Source organism: Streptomyces sp. NPDC048211 (genome assembly GCF_043202315.1).
Lineage (GTDB): Bacteria > Actinomycetota > Actinomycetes > Streptomycetales > Streptomycetaceae > Streptomyces.
Map to the genome: position 1 here is coordinate 1 of NZ_JBIDAD010000047.1, position 5,121 is coordinate 5,121.

A 5,121-nucleotide genomic window follows, 5' to 3' on the forward strand; every position below is an offset into this window, starting at 1 on the left:
TGGCTGAGCTTGAGCTGGAGTTGTCGGGGCTTGGTGTGGCGGTTGAGGTGGTGGCGTGTGATGCCGCTGACCGTGGGGCGTTGGCGGGTGTTCTGGCGGGGCGTTCGTTGTCGGGTGTGGTGCATGCTGCCGGTGTTCTGGACGATGGCATTGTCACGTCGTTGGATGCGGCCCGTCTTGGTGGTGTGTTGCGGCCGAAGGTGGATGCGGCGTGGCATTTGCACGAGCAGACCCGGGACATGGACCTGTCGGCGTTCGTCTTGTTTTCTTCGGCGGCTGGGGTGTTCGGTACTCCGGGGCAGGCCGGGTATGCGTCGGCGAATGTGTTCCTTGATGCGTTGGCGCAGTTCCGTCGGTCGCAGGGTCTGGTGGGGGTGTCGTTGGCTTGGGGTCTGTGGGCGGATACCAGTGCGATGACGGAGTCGCTCGGCGAAGCCGATGTGCAGCGTATGACGCGTTCGGGTGCGTTGGCGTTGGGTTCGGATGAGGGGCTGGGTCTGCTGGATCGTGCGGTGGCCGGGGGTGAGGGGGATGGGTTGTTGGTCCCGATCCGGCTGGACCTGGCTGCCCTGCGCCGGCACCCGGAGTCGGTGCCCGGTGTGTTGCGGGGCCTTGTCCCGGTGCGGGTGCGGCGTCAGGCGGCTGTGGGCCAGGTTGCGGATGACGGCCTGGCGGGACGGCTGGCGGGAATGGACGTCGAGCAGCGCGCCGCACATGTGCTCGACCTCGTACGTACCGCAGCGGCTGCGGTCCTCGGACACAGTTCCCCGGAGTTGGTCGAGCCCGACCATGCCTTCAAGGACCTCGGGTTCGACTCGCTGACCGCGGTGGAACTGCGTAACCAGCTCACCGGCGCGACCGGACTGAGTCTGACGGCCACGCTCGTCTTCGACTACCCGACCGCCGGAGAGCTTGCCGAGCATCTGCTGGCACAGCTCCCGGTACCGGGCATGCCCGCTGTCGGCAGTGCGCTGAGCGAACTGGACCGCCTGGAACGGGCGTTGACCGATGTCGAGGCCGGTGACGAGGAGAGTGCCGACATCCAGCGACGGCTTGCCGCGCTGCTTGCCCGGTTTGAGGAAAAGACACTCGGCGCAGAAGCGGACGAGGTGTCGGAAAAGCTGGATTCGGCGACGGATGACGAGATCTTCGCCTTCATCGACAACGAACTCGGTTGAGAGCCGGGTCTCACGGCAGTTGCGGGCCGAAAAGCAGACCGTTGCCCGCGATGACTCGTACGGCGACTCGGAGACGACGCGAAATGGTGAGTGACTGATGTCCAACGAGCAGAAGCTGCGCGACTACCTCAAGCGGGTGACGGCCGATCTGCACGAGACCCGGCGTCGGCTCAACCTGTCGGAGGCCGGTCGACACGAGCCCATCGCGATCGTGGGAATGGCCTGCCGCTACCCCGGCGACGTGGACTCGCCGGAGGGACTGTGGGATCTCGTCGCCGAGGGGCGTGATGCCGTCGGACCGATGCCGGACGACCGTGGCTGGGACGTTGAAGCCCTGTATGACCCCGATGCCTCGGCGCCGGGCAAGAGCTACGCCCGTGAGGGTGGGTTCTTGCATCGGGCTGCTGAGTTCGATGCGGGGTTCTTCGGTGTGTCGCCGCGTGAGGCGTTGGCGATGGATCCGCAGCAGCGGTTGTTGCTGGAGGTGTCGTGGGAGGCGTTCGAGCGGGCCGGAATCGACCCCGCCGGGCTGCGGGGATCGCGTACGGGTGTGTTCGCCGGGGTGATGTACCACGACTACGGCGCCCGGTTGGGCGGGGGCGCGGTGCCGGAGGGTGTCGAGGGATACGTCGGCAACGGCAGCGCCGGAAGTGTCGCAACGGGCCGGATCTCGTACACGTTCGGGCTTGAGGGACCTGCGGTGACGGTGGACACGGCCTGCTCGTCCTCGCTCGTGGCGCTGCATCTTGCGATGCAGGCCATCCGGCAGGGCGAGTGCACGCTGGCCCTCGCCGGCGGTGTCACCGTGATGTCCACGCCCGAGACGTTCATCGAGTTCAGTCGGCAGCGTGGGCTTGCTCCCGACGGTCGGTGCAAGGCGTTCGGTGCGGGTGCGGACGGTACGGGTTGGGCTGAGGGTGCGGGGATGCTGTTGGTGGAGCGTCTCAGTGATGCGGAGCGTCTGGGGCATCGGGTCCTGGCCGTGGTGCGGGGCAGCGCCGTCAATCAGGATGGTGCTTCGAACGGCCTGACGGCCCCCAACGGCCCGTCCCAGCAGCGGGTGATCCGGCAGGCGTTGGCTTCGGCCGGGCTGACGGCCGGACAGGTGGACGCGGTCGAGGCACATGGCACAGGTACGTCGCTGGGTGACCCCATCGAGGCGCAGGCGCTCCAGGCCACGTACGGGCAGGCTCGGGAAAACGATCGCCCCCTGTGGCTGGGGTCGCTGAAGTCCAACATCGGGCACACCCAGGCCGCTGCCGGTGTGGGCGGCATCATCAAGATGGTGATGGCGATGCGGACGGGTGTGCTGCCGCCCACACTGCACGCCCAGGAACCCTCGCCCCACATCGACTGGTCCGCGGGTGAGGTGCGTCTGCTGGCGGAGGAGACTCCGTGGCCGGAGACGGGCGAGCCGCGCAGGGCCGGTGTGTCGTCGTTCGGGGTCAGTGGAACCAACGCGCACATCGTTCTCGAACAGGCCCCCGAAACTGCCCTGTTGGCAGAAAGGGCAGAGGCAGAGACCGAAGCAGCGGCGTCAGGGGCCTCGGTGACGGCCTCGACCGGGACCCCCTCCTCGGGTGCGGCGCAACCCGTGATCGTCCCGTGGGCCGTCTCCGCCAAGACCGCCGAGGGGCTGCGAGGGCAGGCCGGCCGACTCCACCAGCACCTCGTGGCGCACCCCGAGGCGCGCCCTCTCGACGTGGGCCTTTCCCTCGCCACGTCACGAACCACCTTCCCCTACCGGTTCGTGGCTCTCGGTCACGACCGCGACGAACTCCTGAACGCGTTGGCCGGGTTCGGCGCCGAGGACGGAGCCCCGACGACGGCTGCCACCCAGGCCGCCCCTGGAGCGACCGCTTTCCTCTTCTCCGGCCAGGGCTCCCAATGGGCCGGCATGGGGCGGGAGCTGTACGACAGGTTCCCTGAGTTCCGCCACCGGCTCGACACCGTGTGTGCCGTACTGGACCCCCTCTTGCCCCAACCTCTGCGGACCGTCATGTTCGCCGATCCGGGCACGCCGGAGGCTGCGCTGCTGGACACCACCGGCTACACCCAGCCCTCCGTGTTCGCACTCCAACTGGCGCTCTTCCACCTGCTGGAGGTGTACGGCATACGCGCGGACGTCCTCGTCGGTCACTCCATCGGCGAGATCGCCGCTGCGCACGCTGCCTCGATGCTGTCCCTCGAGGACGCCTGCAGGCTGGTCGCCGCCCGAGGCCGCCTGATGCAGGAACTGCCCGCGGGCGGAGCCATGGCGGCTGTCCAAGCCACGCCGGATGACGTACGGCCGCTGCTGGCGGGACGCGAGCACGAGGTCGGCCTTGCCGCGGTGAACGGCCCCACGTCGGTCGTCGTCTCCGGCACCCGGAGCGCGGTGGACGAGATCGTCGAGGCGCTCGCCGCGCGCGGAGTCCGGACGAAGCAGCTCAGAGTCAGCCATGCCTTCCACTCCCCGCTGATGGAGCCGATGCTCGGCGAGTTCCGGCGCACGGTCGAGAGCATCACCTTCCATGAGCCGGTCATCCCGCTCATGTCGACGGTCACCGGCGCGATCGACCCGCAGCGGATGCGGTCGACGGAGTACTGGGTCACCCATGTCCGCACGACCGTTCGCTTCGCCGACGCCGTCACCGCTCTGGAGCCACACGGAGTTACCAGGTACGTCGAGGTCGGCCCTTCAGCTGCCCTCGTCCCGATGGTCCAGGAAGTCCTCGACGAGCGGACCGGCGACGGTCCGGAGGCACTCGTGGTCCCTGCGCTGCGTAGGGACCGGTCCCAGGAGCGGGCGTTCCTCACGGCCCTTGCACGGCTGCACGAGACCGGTGCCGGCTCCTCCGTCGCATCCGCCGTCGACTGGGCCGCGGTCTTCGACGGCCTCGACGCCCACCAGGTAGATCTGCCGACCTATGCCTTCCAACGGGAGCGGTACTGGCTCGATGCGCCTGCCGGAAGCGGGACCGGTTCCGGTGTCGGGGATGCGACAGCCCTGGGGCTGACCTCCCCTGGACATGGGCTGCTGGGCGCGACCGTCGCTCTGGCCGAAGGCGACGGTGTTCTGCTTACGGGCCGTCTGTCGTGGGCCACGCACGCGTGGCTGGCCGATCATGCGGTGCATGGGGTGGTGCTGGTTCCGGGTGCGGCGTTGGTGGAGCTGGTGCTGCGTGCCGGTGACGAGGTGGGTTGCGGCCGGGTGGAGGAGCTGACGCTGCAGGCACCGCTGGTGCTGCCGGAGGGCGGTGGGGTGCGGGTCCAGGTTGTCGTGCGTGGTGCTGACGCGGACGGCACGCGGGGAGTGGATGTGTACTCCAGGCCCGACGAGGTTGATGGCTCTGGTCATGGTGATGAAGCGTGGACGTTGCACTGCGGTGGTGTTCTGGCCCCGGAGAGTGCCGTTCCCGATGAGTCGGATCTGGTGGTGTGGCCGCCGCGGGGTGCGGAGTCGGTGGATGTGGCGGGCTTCTATGACGTGATGGCTGGGCGTGGGTATGGGTACGGTCCTGCGTTCCAGGGGCTGCGGGCGGTGTGGCGGCGCGGTGACGAGGTGTTCGCCGAGGTGGCCCTTCCCGAAGACGTCGCCGAATCGGCGGGGGAGTTCGGCCTGCATCCCGCGCTTCTGGACGCTGCCCTGCACGCCATAGGGGTTACGTCGCTTGTTGCCGACGGCGCAACTCGGTTGCCCTTCGCCTGGTCCGGTGTGTCCCTGTACGCCGTCGGAGCGACAGCGCTGCGCGTCCGATTGACGCCGGTGGGAGCTGACAGCTTCGCCGTGGAGGTCGCCGACGCGTCCGGTGCTCCGGTGGCGTCGGTGGAGGCGCTGGCTGCTCGGGAGGTTTCGGAGGAGCAGCTGGCGGCCGCGGTGGTGGCGGCTGGTGGGTCGTCGGGTGGGGACTCGTTGTTCCGGGTGGAGTGGGTGCCGGTTACGGATGCGGGTGCTGTGGTC

Annotated in this window: 1 protein-coding gene and 1 pseudogene; both read left to right on the forward strand. The window is 68.8% G+C overall.

What is annotated here, in order from left to right; genetic code table 11:
* The coding region (locus ACGFZA_RS42405) for a beta-ketoacyl reductase (protein WP_393686455.1) at positions 1 to 1,178 on the forward strand (1,178 nt) is incomplete at its 5' end.
* Between the two features lie 97 nt (positions 1,179 to 1,275).
* A pseudogene (locus ACGFZA_RS42410) lies at positions 1,276 to 5,121 on the forward strand (type I polyketide synthase); the annotation flags it as partial.